This is a genomic window from Pseudarthrobacter albicanus (assembly GCF_018224015.1).
GTDB lineage: Bacteria > Actinomycetota > Actinomycetes > Actinomycetales > Micrococcaceae > Arthrobacter > Arthrobacter albicanus.
Map to the genome: position 1 here is coordinate 16,063 of NZ_JAGPOT010000031.1, position 18,102 is coordinate 34,164.

The following is an 18,102-nucleotide window of genomic DNA, read 5'->3' on the forward strand; positions in this document are numbered from 1 at the left end:
CCGGCAGTCCCGACCGACGGCGCAGGAAACCTTAGATGCCGTTACCCGCCAAGGCATTCCAACACTGGCTCCATGACGTCGCTCCGGCCACCAGCACGGCCGACATCTGCCGGACCTCCGGCATCAAGCGGACCACCCTGGCCCAGCAGCTGGTCCGCGGCAAGGTGGCGGAGACCACGCTCGTGAGCATCAGCCGGGCCCTGCAGCGCAGCCCGCTCCAGGAGCTGGCCTCGTTTGAGAATTACGCGGAACTCGCCGGGAACACCCGGCCGCCGACCCCGGCGGAACTCGTCAGCCAGATCGCCACCATGGACCTGCTGCGCGCGGTCATCGACCGCTCGGATTCGGCGCCGGGCGGTCCGGGAGCGGACGTTCCCGCGGCGGCCACGCCGGAGCTCAGCCCTGCCCCGCACGCCACCTCCGTCCGGAACTGGGTGGACGCGATCGACGACGGCGAGCTGCGGCACCGCGTCTCGGCCGCCACCGGCGTCGCACCGCAGAACTATTCGGCGCAACTGACCGCCAACAGGCTCTCCCCGGAGCTGGCCGTCGCGACCGCCCGCGAGGCAGGCGTAGGATTCACCGGCGGACTCGTCGCAGCCGGCCTGATTACGGAAGCCGAAGCGGGCTGGCCGCCGGGGGCCAGGCAGAGGGCCCTCGACGGCTTGTCCGACGGTGAGCTCGCGGCTCTAGCCGGCGAGCGCCTGCAAACCCTCGGCAAGGTGCTTCGCCGCCAGGAACACGAACAAGCACAAACAGAAAAGATTTGGGAGAACCTCGGATGATCGCGATCCTGCAATGGACCACCCTGGCAGTCTGCGGCATCGTCGCGCTCGCCCGCATTCCGAGTGCGGTGCGGGGGCATAACAGGTCTCTTTTCTTCCTCTTCCTGTTGATGACGCTGGCCACCCTTTTGAGCATTGCTGCACCCTATGAGGCGGCCGACCACGTCCTGGGCGGCACGAACCTGGCCAACCTCGTCCTCCGCTTCCTCATTTTCGCCTGCGTGTTCATCCTCGGGTTCAGGGTCGCCCGGGGCTTCGGCGCGAAGGATGCCCTCCGGCTCATCACCGGCCCTGTCGGACTGGCGGTGCTGGGATTTTCGTCGCTGGCGGTCGTCATTGTCTTCCTCATGATGGACACCGCCGGCTCGTCAGCCGGGCTCGCCGAGGTCGCCGGCAAAGACGCCAGGAACGCCGCGTTGGTGGAATTCTACGGGGCTGCCGGACGCCTGTACCCCGCGTATGTCACTTTGGCCCTTTTGCCGGCAATGGTGCGGACGCTCGCCAGCAGGCTGCCCGCCCACGTGCGATTCAGCGCTGGCTTGCTGGCTGTTGGTTCCATCGCCATCACCCTCAGCCTGCTGTCTCCGGTGATTCCTCCTGCCCTGGGATTTCTGCGGTTCATCTTCAACTACACTGCCATCCTGTGCCTCGTGCTGGGCCTCGCCCTGATCTGGCTCGGGAGCATCATGGCCAGGGGGACGGCAAGGCAGAAGACGGCGCCCGTCAAAATATCACGACACAACCATTCACAAAATCATTAGACCGTGAGAGAATCATGAATGTGTGAAAACGGGGATCGCTTCGTGAACGGAATTTAGCCGTGCGACGCCGATGCAGCCGTCCAAGCGCCATTGGGGGGATGAGTGGTAGCGGTCCGGGAGGACCGCTACCACTCAGCCTGTTTAACGGGGCTTTCGCCAGCACCGCCGGGCTGGGGGCTGTGAGACAATCCGGCCATGGCAATACTTGAATGGACCACGCTGATCGTCTGTGGCGTGGTGCTTCTCGTCCGCGTTCCGGACGCCATTCAAGGCCGAAACAGGATCGTTTTCGGAATATTACTGCTGGCGACGCTGTGCAGCTTTCTCAGTGTCCCCGGCCCCTATGAGGCCATAGACCGTCTGCTGGGAGGCTGGAACGCGACCGATCTCATCCGGCGATATCTCATCTTCGCCACGGTATTGCTGGTCGGGCTGCGGGTCACCACGGGACTGGCTGCCGTCCGCGGCCACCGGCTCGTTGCCGGCACGACGGGACGTTGGGCGCTTGGACTCAGCTGTCTGGCCGTGGCCGTGACCTTCTTCCTGATGGACACGCGGGGGTCATCGGCCGGGCTGCTGGGAGTTTCGGACAGCGGAGGACGGAACGCCGGCCTCGTCCCCTATTACGCCGCTGCCGGCCGCACGTACCCGGCATTCGTCTCGCTCTTCCTCATGCCCCCGTTGCTCGCCACCGTCAGGAGCCGGCTGCCCCGGCTGGTCCGGATCGGGGCCCTCCTGATGTTGATTGGCGCCCTTTGCGCTGCCCTGAGCGTGCCGGCTTCCTTGGCACCGGATGCGTGGGACCTCGCACAGTATGTCGTCAATTACGCGGCCGTCCTGGGCTATGTCCTGGGCCTCGCCCTGTTCTGGTTCTCGGGGCTGATGGCCCAGCGGCCCCGCAGCCCGCGCGCAGCCCTGCACGGGCACGGACTGCACGGGCACGGACTGCACAGAAACGGACGATGATCCTGTCCGAAACCGGCTGCCTCCCCCGCTCTCAGCGCACAAACCTCACGGTCACCAGCTGGAAGGGCCGGAGCACCAGCTCCGCCGAATCCCGGCCGGCCGTCACCCCCGGGGCAGCCACCGGGCGCTCCAGCAGATCCACGGTATGGATACCCGTGACGTCGAAGTTGGCTCGCAGCTGTCCGGCTGACCGTTCCCCCAGGGACTCGTAGAGGCGCACGATCACATCGCCGGAGCCGTCCTCCGCCAGCTTGACAGCCTCGATGACAAGGCCGGTGCCGGAGACCGTGAACAGCGGTTCAACCCCGTGGTCACCCTTGACCACGCGCGGTGCCAGATTGGTGCGGTAGCCCTCCTCGACGGCGTCGGCGATGCCCGCGCCGGGCCTGATGGTCACTGTCAGCTCGTGGTGGCCGCGGTCCGCACCGGGATCCGGGAATCGGGCCGCCCTCAGGAGCGAGACGCGCACCGTCGTGGTCGTCCCGCCGTCGGCCTCCCTGATGCTGCGGGTGACGTCGTGGCCGTAGCTGGAGGCGTTGGAGACCGCCACCCCGTAGCCCGGCTCGGCGACATGGATCCACCGGTGCGCGCAGATCTCGAACTTCGCCGCTTCCCAGGAGGTGTTGAGGTGGGTGGGACGGAACACGTGCCCGAACTGCGTCTCCGAGGCCGAGCGGTCCGCCCGGACGTCGAGCGGGAAGCCGAGCTTGAGCAGTTTTTCGTTTTCCTGCCAGTCCACCGCCGTGGTAATCGTCAGGGACGCCGCGGCCGGCTCCAGGACGATCCGCTGGGTCACCGCCGAGGAGCCGGCCAGCCGTTCCACCACGACGGCGGGTGTGCTTTCCCCTCTGCTTTCCCTCCGGGCGCCCTCCCCGCCGGGGCACCGTTCCAGGGTCACCGAGCGGGCGCCGGTCAGCGCGACGACGTTCCGGCGGTAGAACGCGTCGATGTCCCAGGCATCCCATTCGTTGGGGGTGTCCCGGTGCAGTTCCAGGAGGTTGCCCGGCGCCCCCGGCGCGATGGCCTCACGTCCGCTGGCGTAATCGGTGAGCGATGCCAGCAGGCCGTCCGCGTCCACCACGGCGCGGATGATGCCGTTGTCCAGGATGTACCCGCCCGCGGACCCGGTCACGGACACCGGCTGTCCGGGACGGACCGGCTCGGCCGCGGCCAGGGCGGGAACGCCCTGGCGCTCGTGCGGAGCGGCGTTGAGCAGGAAGTCCCGGCCGCCGGTGCCCACCAGCGCGGCCGCAGCGCCGGCGATGATTGCTTCGAGCCCTTCCGCGACGGCGGCGTAGTTCTGCTCGGCGTCCTGGTGGACCCAGGCGATGGCGCTCCCGGCGAGGATGTCGTGGAACTGCTGCAGCAGCACCAGGCGCCAGAGCCGCTTGAGCTCGGCGGCCGGGTAGCTGCGGCCGGCACGCACCGCGGCGGTGGCGCACCACAGCTCGGCTTCCCGGAGCAGGTGCTCGCTGCGCCGGTTCCCCAGCTTGGTCCTGGCCTGGCTGGTGTAGGTCCCGCGGTGCAGCTCGAGGTACAGCTCCCCCACCCAGACGGGGAGGGACTCGTAGTCCGCCTGGGCCCGGGCGAAGAAGCTCGCGGCCGTGCCGATCTGCACCTGCGGGGAGCCTTCCAGATCCGCGGTGCGGCGGGCGGCGGCCAGCATCTCCCGGGTCGGGCCGCCGCCGCCGTCGCCGTAACCGAACGGGAGCAGGGAGATGGTTCCCCGGCCGTGGTCCCGGTAGTTCCGTTCCGCGTGGGCCAGCTCCCTGCCGCTGAGCTCGGAGCTGTAGGTGTCCGCCGGGGGGAAGTGGGTGAACAGCCGGGTGCCGTCGATTCCCTCCCAGTTGAAGGTGTGGTGCGGCATGGCGTTGACCTGGTTCCAGGAGATCTTCTGGGTCAGGAACCACCGGCTGCCGGCGGCCTTCACGATCTGTGGCATCGCCGCCGAGTACCCGAAGGTGTCGGGGAGCCACGCCTCCTGGCATTCGACGCCGAACTCCGCCAGGAAGAAGGCCTTGCCTTCGAGGAACTGGCGGGCCATGGCCTCGCCGCCGGGCATGTTGGAGTCCGCCTCGACCCACATGCCGCCGACCGGGACAAACTGGCCGGTTTTGACCTTGTCCCGGATGCGGCCGAACAGCTCCGGATAGGATTCCTTGATCCAGGCGAACTGCTGGGCGGAGGAGCAGGAAAACACGAGCTCCGGGTGCTCCTCCATCAGTGCCACCACGTTGGCGAACGTCCTGGCGCACTTGCGGATGGTCTCCCGCACGGGCCACAGCCAGGCGGCGTCGATGTGCGCGTGTCCGGTGGCCAGCAGCTGATGGGCGGAGGCGTAGGCCGGCCGTGCCAGAACGCCGGCCAGGGCCGCACGGCCGGCGCCGGCCGTGCCGGGGACGTCCTCCGGGTCCAGGGTGTCCAGCATCCGTTCGAGCGCGCGCAGGATCTCGTGGCGGCGGGGCAGGTCCAGGGGCAGCTCGTGCATGAGTCCGCGTAAGGTCCAGGTGTCCTGCAGCAGCTCCCAGACAGTCTCGTTGAGCTCCGCAATGACGATCCGCCCGAGCCGGTATTTCGGTTCGCTGCCCGAGGTCGCCTTGTCGCCATACGGCGTGGCCGCGAACGTCCAGCCCTGCGCCAGATCGGGGTTCGCCGCCGCCTCGACGTAGAAGTCAACGGAGCTGCCGCCGCCGAGGAGCTTCGCCGGGACGTACTCGTTCCGCGGGGAGATGGCTTTGATGATGGTCCCGTCCGGCCGCCAGGCGATGCCCTCGCATTGGAACCCCGGCAGGTCCGCGCTGAAGCCCAGGTCCACCAGGATTTCCACCGCGGTCCCCGGCGCCGTGCCCCACGAGTCCGGCACGTCCCCCTGCAGGCGCAGCCACTTGGTGCTCCAGGGCGGACCCCAGGCGGCGCCGTGTTCCTGGTGTGTGAACTCCTGCCGGAGGGCCTCCCCCACCGGCACCGGCTCGCCGGGCACGTCCCAGCTGCTCAGCGCCAGCGGGACGCTGCGCGGATACACCGCCGGCATGATCCGGTCGCGCAGGAAGCGGTCCAGCCGGACTTCCGTAAGACGGCGGTCGTCGTGCAATGTGATCCTCGTTAGCGCCGGGGACGAAGCTGTAACCCATCGAACCGATGGCTACAACCTACTCCCGGCCACTCCCCCGGCCAAGGACGTCCGCTGGCCGGGAAGGTCCGCTAACCGGGGAGTTCCGCCGGGACGCTTACCCTTCCCTCGCCGGCGTAGACATTCAGGGAAGTCCCGCGGCTGAAGCCGGCCAGGGTCATCCCGCTGGCCTCCGCCAGCTCGACGGCCAGGCTGGAGGGCGCGCTGACCGCGGCGAGCACCGGGATCCCGGCCAGCGAGGCTTTCTGGACCAGCTCGAACGACGCCCTTCCCGATACCTGCAGCACTGTGCCGGTCAGCGGCAGGAGACCCTCACGCAAGGCCCAGCCGACCACCTTGTCGACGGCGTTGTGGCGCCCCACGTCTTCACGCAGGCAGAGCAGCTCGGCGGAGCCGTCGTCGGCGATCCGGAAGAGTCCGGCGGCGTGCACGCCGCCGGTGGCGTCGAAGACCGCCTGGGACTCCCGGAGCAGCCCCGGGAGGGCGGCCAGCGTCCGGACCGGGAGCACCAGCGGGTCCGAGGCAGGGCTGAAGTGCGAGGACTTGCGCACCGCTTCGATCGAATCGGTGCCGCAGATGCCGCAGGAGCTGGAGGTGTAGACGTTCCGGCCGGTCTCCGGGCGCACGACGTCGGGCCGCAGCTGGGCCTCCACGACGTTGAACGTCTGGACCCCGTCCTCGTCTTCGCCGGCGCAGAACCGCAGCGAGACAAGCTGCTCGGGACTCCAGATGACCCCCTCGGACACCAGGAACCCCGCCACGAGGTCGAAGTCGTGGCCCGGGGTGCGCATGGTGACGGAGAAGGAGAGCTGGCCCAGCCGGATTTCCAGGGGTTCCTCCACGGCGAGCACGTCCTCCCGGTGGCGGACCGGGAATTCGAGGGCCTGGGGTGAGCCGTCGAGGACAAATTTGTGCACCTTGCGGCGCTGTGTCAAACGGCCCATCCGGTACTCCTAACCAAATTGTTGTGCGGATCTTCCGCTGGATCCATCATTGCAAGAGCGGGCCCGGCAATCCAGCGGCCAGTTCCGCCTGTGCCTACTGTCTGGCGAGTGCCGAGCAGCTTGGGGGCACCCATGTCGTGGTCATCGGCGAAGCCAAACCGTCCAAGGCTAGAGTTCAGTGAGTGAATTCCCTGATCCCAGCCGGCGCGCACGCCTTCGTCGACGAATCCAAGTCGAAGGCCTACACCTTGGCCGCGACACTGATTGCGCCAGCCGACGTCGCCGCCGCCAGACGTGCGATCGCGGCCCTGTGCCGGGCAGGACAACGGAGGTCCACTTCAAGAGTGAGAGCGACAGTTCCAGGAAAGCGTTCCTGAACGGCGCCATCCAAGCGGGTCTCAGTACCCGACTGCATGTCGCGAGGAACGTGCCGGACAAGGCTGCCAGGCATTTGTGTTTGGAGCGTCTGCTCGATGATCTGATGGCCGCAGGAGCAACAAGGCTTGTCCTCGAAAGCGACGAATCGCTGGAACAGGCAGACCGACGGATCATTGCAAAGCACCTGTTGGCACTCGGCACCGGTGAGGGTTTGCAATATATGCACTGCAAACCACACGAGGAGCCGCTTCTGTGGGTCAGCGATGCCGTGGCCTGGTGCTATCAGAAGGGTGGGGACGGGATTAGAAGGGCAGCCCCGCTGGTCCAGGACATCGTCAACTGCGACCGTTAAACAACGCGGGCCCGGCTCGTCATACCATCCGGAAGACTGCCAGACCCACTTCGCAGGGCTACGGCCCCTTGCAACACTGATGCATACGTGGCATCGACCAGCCTCACCGACCCGAAGTGGGCGGGCACGACTGTCCTGACCGGCGACGTCGCCGCGGCCGTCGGTGATCTGAAGACGCATCAAGACGGCGAACTGCTGGTGCCCGGCAGCGGTGCCCTCGTCCCATGGCTGCTCGCCAACGGCCTGGTCGACCAGCTCGACCTCCTCATCTATCCCGTCGTCGTCGGCCAGGGCACACGGCTGTTCCCCGATTCCGGTCCGGACACCGCGCTCGACCTGGTCAACTCGCGGACCACTTCCCGGGGCATAACCATCCCAGTATCCACTTTTTTGGATATGGGGTTATGGAAACATATATAGGCGTTCTCTGCGCGCCGTGGCCGGATGCGGATCATCCGGCACAGATCCCGCAACCGCCACCGCCAAATGCTGCCAGCAGGGGCATGCGAGTCCCTGGCGGTGCGGTTGTCTTAAGGCGTTTCCCAGCCGTCGGTTTCCGTGTATCTGGCAATCACGTCACCATTTCCGAATGACGTGCTGACAGTGGCTGCGAACCGCAGCAGGGCCGTCCGGCAACCGGCCTCCCTGACGGCATCGGCGGCCCTGGCCAGGGCTTCCTCCCGGTTATCGCCGTCCACGGCTGAGCGGATGTCGGCATTCTGATTGATGGTGTATTCGACGTAGAACGGCATGGCTGAAGCATTCCACATGCCACGGAAGTAAGGACAGGCGAACGGGTGCCCGACGGCGACGCTGTCCTGGGTTCAGGCAGGCAGGCGGGCGGCGGTGCACTTCGGGGATTCCGGTGATGACCGCGCAAAAGCCCGCATCGAACGGCCAAGCGGGCCGAATCCGCTCCCGGCGACCGTTGGCGGACTCGCCAGCAGACGGTCCTTCCGCGTATCTTGGTGGGGGCAACGTGTGGTGTGCTTCACATATCAAATGACGCGCTTCACATATGAAATGAAGAGATGGTCCTTTGCAAATCGGCAAAACCTGGATGCGGTGCCGCATCCAGGACCCGGCGAGAGAATGTCGAACGCGGCCTGTTACCCGCGTTCAGGAGGATAACAATGACCGGTACATTTGAACTCTTCACCGACGACACCATGTATTTCAGATTCAGGCTCAGAGCCCCCGACGGAACCGTCGTGGCCATCTCCAGGCCGTTTTCCGACAAGTCGGCTGCTGTCGCCGGCATCAGCGCGGTGCGAGAGTATGCCGGCATGGGCCTGATCACCGATCTCTGCCCCGAAGTCCCCGCCAGCGGATCATCAACATGGCCTCCTGCCGCCGCCCTGAACACCACCCCGGTGCCCGCAGCGGGCCGTATCTCCCACCCGCCGCAGCCCACGGCGGGTACCCACCCGCCCGGAACATCCCGGCCCGCAGCTCCACGCCGCGTTTCCGCCGCCAGACCAAACAAGGTTGCCTGAACAGAGCCGGCCGCTGCTTTGGCCATCTCATTGCAGTCCGGCCCCACAGGTCAGGATCCCCGGCCGAATTGGGCCTGGCAGGCCAGGTCCCCGGGCCGGGAGCCCCGCTGACGCCGGGCCTGGACCGGCCGGGGCTGACGGTCCGGGGGCAGGGGTTCCCGGGCCGGGTGCAGTAAGCATGCTTGGTGATTTTTGCTTGTCTTCGCGGGAGCCCGAGGCGTAGCTTTGTGCAGGGAACACAGCGCAGAGGACCCGATGACCGGTCCCAATGGCGATCAGATTCATATGTCGGTTTTTGAGGCCCCCCACGTTGGCCGGATTGACTCCCGGCCCGTCCTTGAGTTCGAAGCTGGGATAGTCAATATCAATGACCTCCACCTTGCCGGGCCCCTTGTAGGCAACGGCTTTGTTCCCTTCCATCTGTTTCCTCCTGGCGTCACGGGCCCTCCCTAATGAAGGGCCGGCTGTGATTCATGAAGCGTTTTGATGCGCCCTCCAAGGGCAGGCACAGGCGGCAGGCCAGACGGCGTCGTCAGTGCCTGGGTGGTGGGAGGGTGCCGCAGTCTAGATCGCCCGCCGCGGTGAGGTCTATGGTTCGCGGTGACTCAGGAAAGAATGCCCGCGCGGGGGGCCATTATTGGGGGTCTATCAAATTGCCGGTGGACGGCGCATCGTGGGTAGAAGGAAGGGGGTCCGTTGGCATGATCGATTTCGGAAGTCCGTCAGTACGTGCCTGAACTAGTTACGTGAACGGGAAGACTGATGCCCCTTGACGCGGCCAGGCTCCCGCTGATGAGGAGTGCCGCCGCGAGCGGTCTGCGGCGGTCCAGGAACTAGCGAGCATGGTTGGCCAACGGAGGTGGATCTGTGGCCGGATGGAATGCGGATACGGGCGCAGGCCCATTGGGTGAGGGAGCGGTCACGGTGCTGGACGGTTCCTCGTTCTGCATCTCCTCGGCCAACGGCGATATGTATCCGGAGCGTCCGCACGGCGTCTTCTTCGAAGACACCCGCATCATTTCCCGCTGGAACCTCATGGTCAACGAAGCGCCGGTGGAACCGCTTTCGTCAAAAACGCATGAACCGTACAGGGCGGTCTTTGTCGGCCGCGCCACGCGTTCGGACGGCCGGGCGGACAGCCCGTTGGTCGTGGAGCGGGACCGCCATGTCGGTGCGGGCATCCGGGAGGACATCACGGTCCGGAACTTTTCCCGCGAACCTGCCGTGTGCGCCATCACCCTGATTGTGGAAACAGACTTTGCGGATCTTTTTGAGGTCAAGGACGGCCGGGTTCTCCGCACCTGGCAGCAGACGAAGACACCGGGCAACGGATCGCTGACTATTGAGTCCGCGCGGGAGGGCGCGCATCGGCGTGTGACCGTCAGGGCTCCGGGCGCCAACTTCAGCCAGGACGGACTCAGCTACGTTGTGGTCATTCCGCCTCGGGCCAGCTGGACGCGGCGGATTATTGTCCTGCCAAGTTTCGACGGCGTGGCGGCTCCGGAGCCCTTCTCCCACGAAAACCCGGCCGCATCCTCCGCAGCCGCCAGGCGCTATCAGGAATGGAGCGAGTACACCCCCGTGCTGCACCTGGAGGACGACGATACAGAACAGATCCTTCTCCGGAGCCACGATGATCTGGGATCACTGAGGATCTTCGACCCCAAAAACCCGGGCCGGGCAGTGCTGGCGGCCGGCGCCCCCTGGTTCATGGCCCTGTTCGGCCGGGACGCCCTGCTCACCTCGTACATGACAATGCTTGTGGACCCGTCCCTTGCCTTGGGAACGCTGCAAACGTTGGCGGAGCTGCAGGGAGCCAGCGTGGACGCGCTCACCGAAGAAGAACCCGGACGCATCCCTCACGAGGTCCGTCGGGGCGTCAGCGCCCGGCTCGCCCTGCGCGGCGGCGGAGCCTACTACGGAACGGCGGACGCCACCCCCCTGTTCGTGACGCTGCTCGGCGAAGTGAGCCGCTGGGGACTGGGCGCCGATGTCCTCGGATCCTTATTGCCGCACGCGGACCGGGCGCTGGACTGGATCACCCGGTACGGTGACCGCGACGGCGACGGCCTAGTCGAATACGCCCGCGCCACCGACCGCGGCCTGATCAACCAGGGCTGGAAGGACTCCTGGGACGCGATCAACTTTGCCGATGGCGGGCTGGCCGAGGCGCCGATCGCGCTGTGCGAGGTGCAAGGGTATGTCTACAGCGCGTTCATCAGCCGGGCCGTGCTTGCCCTGGACACGGGTGACATGGAACTGGCCGCCCATTGGCGGAACCGGGCCGTTGCGCTGAAGAAACAGTTCAACGAGCGCTTCTGGTTGCCGGAGCGCGGGTACTATGCCGTCGCCCTGGACCGCCACAAGCGACCGGTGGACGCCTGCACCTCCAATATGGGGCATTGCCTGTGGAGCGGAATCGTCGACGACGAGAAGGCACCCCTCGTGGCACAGCGCCTGATGTCCGACGAAATGTTCACCGGCTGGGGTATCCGGACGCTGGCCTCGGACATGGGCGCCTTCAACCCGGTGAGCTACCACAACGGATCCGTGTGGCCGCACGACAATGCCCTGATCGCCGCGGGCCTGATGAGGCACGGCTTTGTGAAGGAAGCCCAGCGGGTAGCGTCCGCGATGCTGGAGGCGGCGAACTACTTTGACGGCCGGCTACCGGAGCTGTTCTGCGGTTTTGACCGCAAGACGTATGCCCAGCCGGTGCCTTACCCCACGGCCTGCTCGCCGCAGGCCTGGGCAGCGGGCACTCCCGTGCTGCTGATGCGCATCCTGCTGCGTCTTGACCCGTACCTGACCACCAATGATTTGTGGTTGGCGCCCGTTTTCCCCGAAGGCTTCGGGGACTTCGAGGCGCGGAACGTTCCGCTTGGCACCTCCCACGTATCGATCCGCGTTTCACAAGGATCGGTGACCATCACGGGTCTCCCTCCCGGGATCAGGCTCCACAGGGAAGCCCGGTCTCCTCTGGCGGACCTACTGGACATCAACGACCCGGACAGCAGAACGCACCAATGAAGGCCCGGATAGCCGCGAGGACACAGTCAAGCCCGGGATGACGCCCGCGATGAAGAACCCCTTCATCATCGTGGCGCCGTCCGGGCAATCACCGCCGTCTTCCCGCCATCAGGGAACGGCCTCAAATAGGAACAGCCGTATAACCGTCCGTGTTTTGCCCCCTCAGAACCTGTTAGTTGCCGGGTTTTAGCCGCGGCCGGCGGCGTCCGCCCAGAGTGCCCGGAAGCCGGCAGTTCCTTCGCCGCCCCGGCCCGGGGCCGGCTGATGGTTGTGCCCCGGCGTGGCCGGCTCTACATTGAGGAATGACCAACGCCGGGCCGCAATCCTTCCATGAGCTGCAGGACATGATCATCAGCACGGCAAGGGCCGCCGGGTCCCGGCCGGAGGGAGTGCCGGGATGCGCATCGGCCTGATCGCTCCGCCGTGGATCCCGGTGCCCCCACCGGCGAACGGCGGCATCGAGTCCATCGTCGATGTGCTGGCCCGGGGGCTGGCAGCAGCAGGACACGATGTCCTTCTGGCGGCCGCGGCCGGCAGCACCTGTCCGGTTCCACAGGTTCCCGGCGCTCCTGCCGCGGATCCGGCAACAATGGGCGCGTGCGCTGACGAGCTCCGGCACAGTGTGTTCGCCTACGAGGCGACGGACGGCGTCGACCTCATCCACGATCACACTCTCGCCGGGCCCCTGTACCGGCACCGGCCGGAAAAAACACCCCTCATCACCACCGCGCACGGCCCCTTAACCGGAGGGCTTCGCGGGATCTACCATGCCATGACCGCCGAAGCCTCGCTCATTGCCATCTCACACCACCAGGCCCGCTCCGCCCCGGATCTCAGGATCAGCCGGGTCATCCACCACGGCATCAACACCGGCGCGGTTCCGGTGGGACGCGGCGAGGGGGGCTACGCATGCTTTCTGGGCCGGATGCACCCCGACAAGGGCCTGCCCCAGGCCATCGGGGCCGCACGGCTGGCCCGGATGCCGCTGCGGATCGCGGCGAAAATGCACAACAGGGACGAGCACGAGTATTTCCGCACCGTCATCGAGCCGCTGCTCGGGCCGGACGTGGAGTATCTGGGCGAACTGAACACGGCGGACAAGTACGCGCTGCTCGGAGGCGCCGTGGCCCTTCTGAATCCCATTCAGTGGGCCGAGCCCTTCGGCATGGTCATGATCGAGTCCCTGGCCGCCGGCACCCCGGTGATCGCCACACCCCGGGGCTCCGCCCCGGAAATCATCGACGACGGCGCAACCGGCTTCCTGCGCGGCGGAATCCGCGAACTCGCGGCAGCCCTCAACGAGGCAGGAACGCTGGACCGCAGCGGATGCCGGCGTGCGGCCGCAACACGCTTCAGCGCCAAACGAATGGTCTCCGAACACCTTCGGCTCTACGAGGAAGCCCTCACCGGCGTTCCGGCCCCGGCCGACGCCCGCGCACCGCTGGACGCAAGCTTCCTCACCTGAAACAAGAGTCAGGTGAGGTGTCCGCACTCTCCAGGCAATTGACATCAGCCGATCAACGCGCTGGTCCTATGCGGGCGGCACGGGTCGGCACAGGGTGGCGTAGGCGTATACGGCCGCGGCCACCAGCTCAGCCTGCCGCGAGGCATGATTGCCGTCTCCGGGCAGCGCCGGCGTCGGGTCGGGAATCTGGCCGAATCCCTTGGGCGTCCTGCAAGCCTGCGCCTGCAGGACAGTGTGGTGGGACGCCGGACTTCAGTCCGCCTCAACGGCGGTCAGCCGTGGTTGCTGTTCAGGTCGCGGCGGGCAGTGCGTCCGGGATCCGCGGTCTGGTGTTTCCTGTGAAGGTGAACTTGGCGTCGTCGCCTTCGCCGTCAACGTCGACCGCGATGATCTCGCCCGGATGGATTTCGTCGAAGAGGATCTTCTCGGAGAGCTGGTCCTCGATCTCGCGCTGGATGGTGCGGCGCAGCGGCCGCGCGCCCATGGCGGGATCATAGCCGCGGGCTGCCAGGAGCACCTTGGCTGCCGTGGTGAGTTCGATGCCCATGTCCTTGTCCGCCAGGCGCTGCTCCAGGCGGCCGATCATCAGGTTCACGATCTGGATGATCTCGTCCTGGGTGAGCTGCGGGAAGACGATGACGTCGTCAACACGGTTCAGGAACTCGGGGCGGAAGTGCTGCTTGAGTTCCTCCGTGACGCGGGCACGCATCCGGTTGTAGCCGGTCTGCGTGTCCGTGCCGGACTGGAAGCCGGTGGCCACGCTCTTGGAGATGTCCCGGGCGCCCAGGTTGGTGGTCATGATGATCACGGTGTTCTTGAAGTCCACCACCCGGCCATGGCTATCGGTCAGGCGGCCGTCCTCCAGGATCTGCAGCAGCGAGTTGAAGAGATCGGCGTGCGCCTTCTCCACCTCGTCGAAGAGCACCACGGAGAACGGACGGCGCCGGACCTTCTCGGTCAGCTGGCCACCCTCGTCGTAACCGACGTAGCCCGGAGGGGCGCCGAAGAGCCGCGACACCGTGTGCTTCTCCGAGTACTCGGACATGTCCAGGGTGATCAGGGCGTCTTCTTCACCGAACAGGAACTCGGCCAGGGCCTTGGCCAGCTCGGTCTTGCCGACGCCCGTGGGGCCGGCGAAGATGAACGAACCGCCCGGACGCTTCGGGTCCTTCAGGCCTGCCCGGGTGCGGCGGATAGCCCGCGAAACCGACTTAATCGCCTCCTCCTGGCCCACCACGCGCTGGTGCAGCTCGTCTTCCATCTTCAGCAGGCGCGAGGACTCCTCCTCGGTGAGCTTGAAGACCGGAATGCCGGTGGAGTTCGCCAGCACCTCGGCGATCAGTTCCTCATCGACCTCGGAGATGTCGTCCATGCCGCCGGTCTTCCATCGGCGCTCCTCCTCTTTACGCTCGGCGGCGAGCTTCTGCTCCTCATCGCGCAGTGAAGCGGCGCCTTCGTAGTCGGCGGCGTCGATCGCGGCGTCCTTCGCCTTCCTGACGTCGGCGATCCTCTCGGCAAGAGCCTTGAGCTCCGGCGGGGCCGTCATCCGGCGGATGTGGAGCCGGGCGCCGGCCTCATCGATCAGGTCGATCGCCTTGTCCGGCAGGAACCGGTCCGAGATGTAACGCTCCGAGAGGTTCGCCGCGGCGACCAGCGCGCCGTCGGTGATGGTGACGCGGTGGTGCGCCTCGTACCGGTCCCGGAGGCCCTTGAGGATCTCGATCGCGTCGGCCACGGAGGGTTCCTTCACCTGGATCGGCTGGAAGCGGCGCTCCAGCGCGGCATCCTTCTCAATGTGCTTGCGGTAGTCATCCAGGGTGGTCGCACCGATGGTCTGGAGCTCGCCCCGGGCCAGCAGCGGCTTAAGGATGGAAGCCGCATCGATCGCACCCTCGGCCGCACCGGCACCGACAAGGGTGTGGATCTCATCGATGAACAAAAGAATGTCGCCGCGGGTGCGGATCTCCTTGAGGACCTTTTTCAGCCGCTCCTCGAAGTCACCGCGGTACCGGGAACCTGCAACCACGGAGCCCAGGTCCAGCGTGTACAGCTGCTTGTCCTTGAGAGTCTCGGGCACGTCGCCGCGGACGATCGCCTGGGCCAGGCCTTCGACGACGGCGGTCTTGCCGACGCCCGGCTCGCCGATCAGCACAGGGTTGTTCTTGGTGCGGCGGGACAGGACCTGCATGACGCGTTCCATTTCGGATTCGCGCCCGATGACGGGATCCAGCTTGTTCTCACGCGCGGCCTGGGTCAGGTTGCGGCCGAACTGGTCCAGGACGACCGAACCGGCGGGAGTCGCTTCAGCCTGGTCCTGGCCGGGGCCTGCGCCGGCGCCGGTGGCTTCCTTGCCCTGGTAGCCGGAGAGCAGCTGGATGACCTGCTGGCGGACGCGGCCCAGGTCCGCGCCGAGCTTGACCAGCACCTGGGCGGCCACACCCTCACCCTCGCGGATGAGGCCGAGCAGGATGTGCTCGGTTCCGATGTAGTTGTGTCCCAGCTGCAGGGCCTCGCGCAGCGAGAGCTCCAGCACCTTCTTGGCCCGCGGCGTGAAGGGGATGTGCCCGGACGGGGCCTGCTGGCCCGGGCCGATGATCTCCTGCACCTGCTCGCGGACACCGTCGAGCGAAATGCCCAAGGACTCAAGGGCTTTGGCGGCAACACCTTCACCCTCATGGATCAGACCCAAGAGGATGTGTTCGGTACCAATGTAATTGTGGTTCAACATGCGTGCCTCTTCCTGGGCAAGCACAACCACGCGACGGGCACGGTCCGTAAATCGCTCAAACATTTCACCACACTCCTGGCTGCCGCCTACCTTGATGCTACGTCGCCGCAGGCCCCCATGGGGGCGTTCGCCGGAGGCAGGATATTAGAGAGCCTGATTCATCTGACGTCCCCGGGCAAGCGCAGGTTGTCGCACCATTGTCTGGCGCACCGCGGCGAGTGGTCTCCGCCGCCATGACACCTCCTGCCGCTGGGCACCGATTCAATTCCCGCCCCCAATCGAACCGGTTCATGACGAATGGCGGTTGAGCGCTGGTCGAGATAGTTGTTCCGGCTGACGCCGACGATCAGGGTTGACTGGCAGCCTCGATGAGGTCATCAATTCCGCGGGTTGCGTGTTCGGCAGGAACGGCCACGCTGCAGAACCGTGTTTTGCGAACTTAACCACGCCACCCCTGGCCGCTGTGCACGGAGTGCGTTAGCTGTCTGTCTTGAGGTACTGGTAGAGCGTTTCGCGGCTGATGCCGATGTCATTTTTCTCTAATGGTTCTTGGCAGGTCTGGTACCCGCTGGCAGGCTTGGTGTTGATCTGTCGTAGTGTGACCATCATTTTTCTGACCGTTGGGTTTCCAAGGTGTCTTCACTTCGACGTGTCCGCTATGGCGGATCGGCATCGGCCTGGCCTCTTGCCGTGGCTTGATAAAAGGTTGGCCGAACCAATGGTTCGTGCCTCGTTAGAGAACCGCCTGACAAGAACCCTGTTCCAGGCCGATGCCGCCCATACCGGTCATCGACGCATTGGAATGGAGGATCACCGTCATGAGTATCGTCGCAGAAAAGTGCGCCTACGTCATCGGTGTCGACACCCACGCACGAACCCACACCTACGCCATCATCAACACCACCACCGGCGCGCGCGCCTGCTGCGAGGCTTTCCCCGCCGTGCCCGCGCGGTGGACCCGGCACTTGCGCGGGCCGGGCGGTTCGCCGCATGCGGGATCAGGAACCGGGCAATCTCCGCGTAACAGGCAAGGACGTCAGCCCCGGTGGCCCCGGTCTCCGGTAGACCACCTTGTCCAGGCTGGAGGTGACGGCGTGGCCATCCACGGAAACCGTCTGGCCGGGATTCTGGGGTTCCGAGGCCACAGACCGAGTGCTCCGCCGCCTCGGACGGATGACTACCCCCGAAGGGGTTACACGGCTCCCCCTGTTGAGGCGTCCGACGCACGGCCGTTCAGCGCACTTGACCCACCCGCTCCGACGATCCCGGGCCTTGTCCGCGGTCCATACCGTGGCCTGGAGACGCCCGTTGCCGGGCACGACCTTCCGCCCGAAGGCAACCCGCTCCCCGGCGCCACGGCCTCAGACAGCTGGCTGCGCAGCAACGCCGCCGGTAGCCGGCTCACGCCCGACATTCCTGAGCGGAGAGCCAGGGGGGATCATTCAGTGCACCGTCCACAGTGCTGGAGGGTGCATGAGTGTCAGAGGGACGGGATAGGCTGACGGGCAGGCAAGGGAACCTTCAGGAACAAGCTGAAGTGTCCCCGGAACGTCGAGGGAGATTGACCCAATGGAGATGACAGATCGCCACCTGGATGCCATGACGGCGGCGCACGCGCTGGGGCGCCTGCTTGCTGCGGGCGAGCCAGGAGATGCCACGGCTGAGGATGTGGTCCACTACGTGGCGCAGATGCACGGCAGGGAATCCAGGCGATTTACCGGCGAACGGCCGGACGCCAAGCTGGCGGAGCTGTACACGCTGGACCTGCTGAATGAGCTGCGCAAGGCCATCGACGCCGCACAGTACCACCACGCCACCAGCGCCAGAAGGGCCGGGGCGAGTTTGACCGAGATCGGCGCCGCCCTTGGCATCAGCAAGCAGGCAGGCAGCCGCAGCAAGGTTCGGGATCGGAGAGTATCCGGGGCTCAGCTTCGCTTGGCCAGATGAGCAATTCCTACCGCGGGCTGCGGTGCGGTGGCTTTGAAGTCAGGCGCTGGTTCCGATACGCGAACCGCGACTTACTGCACGGAGACCAGCTGTACGGTGACCAGGCGGCGGTACCGCCGG

13 protein-coding genes and 1 pseudogene are annotated in these 18,102 nt (G+C 66.3%); 10 read left to right on the forward strand and 4 right to left on the reverse strand.

The window, feature by feature from the left end:
- Positions 1 to 35: 35 nt before the first annotated feature.
- The 3 genes from J9611_RS08905 (at position 36) to J9611_RS08915 (ending at position 2,512) form a co-directional block, all read left to right on the forward strand.
- Positions 36 to 785: a hypothetical protein gene (locus tag J9611_RS08905; RefSeq protein WP_211879436.1), complete on the forward strand. Its 750-nt coding sequence runs from the start codon at positions 36 to 38 to the stop codon at positions 783 to 785.
- Positions 782 to 1,546: a hypothetical protein gene (locus J9611_RS08910; RefSeq protein WP_211879437.1), complete on the forward strand. Its 765-nt coding sequence runs from the start codon at positions 782 to 784 to the stop codon at positions 1,544 to 1,546. Before J9611_RS08905 ends, J9611_RS08910 begins: the two co-directional genes overlap by 4 nt.
- Before the next feature lie 195 nt (positions 1,547 to 1,741).
- Complete coding sequence (locus J9611_RS08915; RefSeq protein WP_211879438.1) at positions 1,742 to 2,512, forward strand: hypothetical protein; 771 nt, start codon at positions 1,742 to 1,744, stop codon at positions 2,510 to 2,512.
- Between the two features lie 31 nt (positions 2,513 to 2,543).
- Here the strand turns inward: J9611_RS08915 and J9611_RS08920 are convergent, their stop codons facing one another.
- Together J9611_RS08920 and fdhD are read right to left on the reverse strand one after the other, a co-directional pair.
- A complete protein-coding gene (locus J9611_RS08920) occupies positions 2,544 to 5,603 on the reverse strand; it encodes an alpha-mannosidase (RefSeq protein ID WP_211879439.1) in 3,060 nt (1,019 codons plus the stop codon).
- 110 nt (positions 5,604 to 5,713) lie between these two features.
- Entirely contained in the window at positions 5,714 to 6,586 is an 873-nt protein-coding gene (gene fdhD, locus J9611_RS08925) for a formate dehydrogenase accessory sulfurtransferase FdhD (RefSeq protein WP_211879440.1), read from the reverse strand.
- A gap of 427 nt (positions 6,587 to 7,013) precedes the next feature.
- Between fdhD and J9611_RS08930 the strand changes: the two genes are divergently transcribed.
- Both J9611_RS08930 and J9611_RS08935 read left to right on the forward strand, forming a co-directional pair.
- Positions 7,014 to 7,316 carry a hypothetical protein gene (locus tag J9611_RS08930; protein ID WP_211879441.1) on the forward strand — a complete coding sequence of 101 codons (303 nt, stop codon included), beginning with the start codon at positions 7,014 to 7,016 and terminating at the stop codon, positions 7,314 to 7,316.
- Between the two features lie 87 nt (positions 7,317 to 7,403).
- On the forward strand, positions 7,404 to 7,736 hold the full coding sequence (locus J9611_RS08935; RefSeq protein ID WP_307857057.1) for a dihydrofolate reductase family protein: 333 nt from the start codon (positions 7,404 to 7,406) through the stop codon (positions 7,734 to 7,736).
- Positions 7,737 to 7,846: 110 nt separating this feature from the next.
- On the opposite strand, the gene J9611_RS08940 is transcribed toward J9611_RS08935, so the two are convergent.
- Positions 7,847 to 8,086 (reverse strand): hypothetical protein, encoded by a 240-nt coding sequence (locus J9611_RS08940; RefSeq protein WP_211879442.1) that lies wholly within the window; start codon positions 8,084 to 8,086, stop codon positions 7,847 to 7,849.
- Between the two features lie 363 nt (positions 8,087 to 8,449).
- Here J9611_RS08940 and J9611_RS08945 point away from each other — a divergent pair, with 363 nt between their 5' ends.
- The 3 genes from J9611_RS08945 (at position 8,450) to J9611_RS08955 (ending at position 13,307) form a co-directional block, all read left to right on the forward strand.
- Complete coding sequence (locus J9611_RS08945) at positions 8,450 to 8,812, forward strand: YegP family protein (RefSeq protein WP_211879443.1); 363 nt, start codon at positions 8,450 to 8,452, stop codon at positions 8,810 to 8,812.
- Positions 8,813 to 9,679: 867 nt separating this feature from the next.
- On the forward strand, positions 9,680 to 11,842 hold the full coding sequence (locus J9611_RS08950) for an amylo-alpha-1,6-glucosidase (protein ID WP_211879445.1): 2,163 nt from the start codon (positions 9,680 to 9,682) through the stop codon (positions 11,840 to 11,842).
- 397 nt (positions 11,843 to 12,239) lie between these two features.
- Entirely contained in the window at positions 12,240 to 13,307 is a 1,068-nt protein-coding gene (locus tag J9611_RS08955; protein ID WP_211879447.1) for a glycosyltransferase family 4 protein, read from the forward strand.
- A 289-nt stretch (positions 13,308 to 13,596) separates the two neighbouring features.
- On the opposite strand, the gene J9611_RS08960 is transcribed toward J9611_RS08955, so the two are convergent.
- The gene (locus tag J9611_RS08960; RefSeq protein WP_211879448.1) at positions 13,597 to 16,098 is read right to left on the reverse strand and encodes an ATP-dependent Clp protease ATP-binding subunit; all 2,502 of its coding nucleotides are present in this window, start codon (positions 16,096 to 16,098) and stop codon (positions 13,597 to 13,599) included.
- Positions 16,099 to 16,853: 755 nt separating this feature from the next.
- On the opposite strand from J9611_RS08960, the pseudogene J9611_RS08965 reads away from it, so the two are divergent.
- Both J9611_RS08965 and J9611_RS08970 read left to right on the forward strand, forming a co-directional pair.
- A pseudogene (locus J9611_RS08965) lies at positions 16,854 to 17,003 on the forward strand (IS110 family transposase); the annotation flags it as partial.
- A gap of 601 nt (positions 17,004 to 17,604) precedes the next feature.
- Positions 17,605 to 17,982: a hypothetical protein gene (locus tag J9611_RS08970; protein WP_211879449.1), complete on the forward strand. Its 378-nt coding sequence runs from the start codon at positions 17,605 to 17,607 to the stop codon at positions 17,980 to 17,982.
- Positions 17,983 to 18,102 lie beyond the last annotated feature (120 nt).

Bases quoted from the DNA above. Each gene is read 5' to 3' on its own strand.
- J9611_RS08905 (WP_211879436.1), top strand. From the start codon at position 36: ATGCCGTTACCCGCCAAGGCATTCCAACACTGGCTCCATGACGTCGCT.
- J9611_RS08910 (WP_211879437.1), top strand. From the start codon at position 782: ATGATCGCGATCCTGCAATGGACCACCCTGGCAGTCTGCGGCATCGTC.
- J9611_RS08915 (WP_211879438.1), top strand. From the start codon at position 1,742: ATGGCAATACTTGAATGGACCACGCTGATCGTCTGTGGCGTGGTGCTT.
- fdhD (WP_211879440.1), bottom strand. From the start codon at position 6,586: ATGGGCCGTTTGACACAGCGCCGCAAGGTGCACAAATTTGTCCTCGAC.
- J9611_RS08940 (WP_211879442.1), bottom strand. From the start codon at position 8,086: ATGTGGAATGCTTCAGCCATGCCGTTCTACGTCGAATACACCATCAAT.
- J9611_RS08945 (WP_211879443.1), top strand. From the start codon at position 8,450: ATGACCGGTACATTTGAACTCTTCACCGACGACACCATGTATTTCAGA.
- J9611_RS08955 (WP_211879447.1), top strand. From the start codon at position 12,240: ATGCGCATCGGCCTGATCGCTCCGCCGTGGATCCCGGTGCCCCCACCG.
- J9611_RS08960 (WP_211879448.1), bottom strand. From the start codon at position 16,098: ATGTTTGAGCGATTTACGGACCGTGCCCGTCGCGTGGTTGTGCTTGCC.
- J9611_RS08970 (WP_211879449.1), top strand. From the start codon at position 17,605: ATGGAGATGACAGATCGCCACCTGGATGCCATGACGGCGGCGCACGCG.